General features: G+C 42.2%; 1 protein-coding gene. It reads right to left on the reverse strand.

Going from position 1 to position 1,326, the window contains the following annotated elements:
• Nucleotides 1-134 precede the first annotated feature (134 nt).
• A complete protein-coding gene (locus ACED46_RS21910; protein WP_017064543.1) occupies nt 135-923 on the reverse strand; it encodes a lipase in 789 nt (262 codons plus the stop codon).
• Nucleotides 924-1,326: the final 403 nt, after the last annotated feature.

The raw sequence follows: 1,326 nt of genomic DNA on the forward strand, positions 1-1,326 counted from the left end.
TGGCTATGCAGCGGATTGCAAATCCGTGGACCTCGGTTCGACTCCGGGAGGCGCCGCCATCATTCAGAAAAAACCAGTCCTAGTGACTGGTTTTTTCGTTTTTGACCCCGCTAAAAGCTTCCTACGTACCCATTTCAATGCTTATCAAAGAAATCTTTGTTACGGATATACTTGCTCATTAAGTGGTAAGAGAAAGGTCTTATCAGCCAACTAAAGATAGAGCGACCAAGGCGGATTAATGTAGGAGTGTTCTCATAGATTCGTCCGTTATAAAGCCAAAGCACTTTACCTACATGCCAATAGAGCAAAGGAACCGGTGGCATGAAGGTCACGATGTCGATGTCACAGCAAATTCGGTAGGTCTTCTTACTCATGCGATAGTGCTTTCGAAAGCTCCAATCACCAATGGCGGGTTGGCCAAAAGTCACTATTCGTTTAATACAGCCTGGGTACTTTTGATCAAAGTAATCAGCGAAGACACAACCGATAGCGCCTCCGGAAGAGTGGCCAGTAATAGACACTCTTTTTCCTTGTTCGATGAGAGGTGTGAGCGTGGCTTCCAAGCGCTCAATAACGGTTAAGCCAAGCTTATCTTCATTACGACTTGGCTGGCTCTCTTGAAACATTAGATGGTAGAAACCCGCATGCACACGATAATTGAGCCCAATTCTCTTACAGCTTCTGGTCCATAGAGCAAAGGTTAGTAGCCAATCTGAGATACTGTGCGATCCTTTGATTACCACAACCACTTCATCTTTGTCGCTACTCCACAACACTCTAATCATGGTTTTACCAAACTGGTTCTTGATGATGCGTTGTCCATTAGGGTCAAAACCATAGCGAGTCTGCTTAAAAACTCTAGGGTAGGCGAGGTTACAAAGAACGGCATAGCGCTCATATTGATATCGTTTTAGTGGTTTCACATGTTTACTTCTTAATAAGAGTTACTTCAAACTCTAATCGTTGAATGTGAAAAGCACATGAAAACGCCATTTGCTTGGTTTAAAACAATAAAATCACCGCATTCAATTGGTATTTGAATCAATGGTTGTCAGTGATTTGTCCGTTTAAATTAGAAATCCAAGTATAAGAACCGTACAAGCTGCACTAAATTTATTCTTTTGAGTTCGATAATTAATCACTTGAATTAAAAGATAAAATTTATTGTTGACGAATTTTTTCCTTCCGTTAAAGTACACCTCGTTCTCACGGCTTAGGTCGCTGAGAGATGGTGTTTTTACTTTTCAGTAATCGGCCTCGCAAGATTGCGTTGCCCTGGTGGTGGAATTGGTAGACACAAGGGATTTAAAATCCCTCGGCGTTCGC

This window comes from Vibrio sp. 1S139, from assembly GCF_041439475.1.
Classification (GTDB): domain Bacteria; phylum Pseudomonadota; class Gammaproteobacteria; order Enterobacterales; family Vibrionaceae; genus Vibrio; species Vibrio crassostreae_C.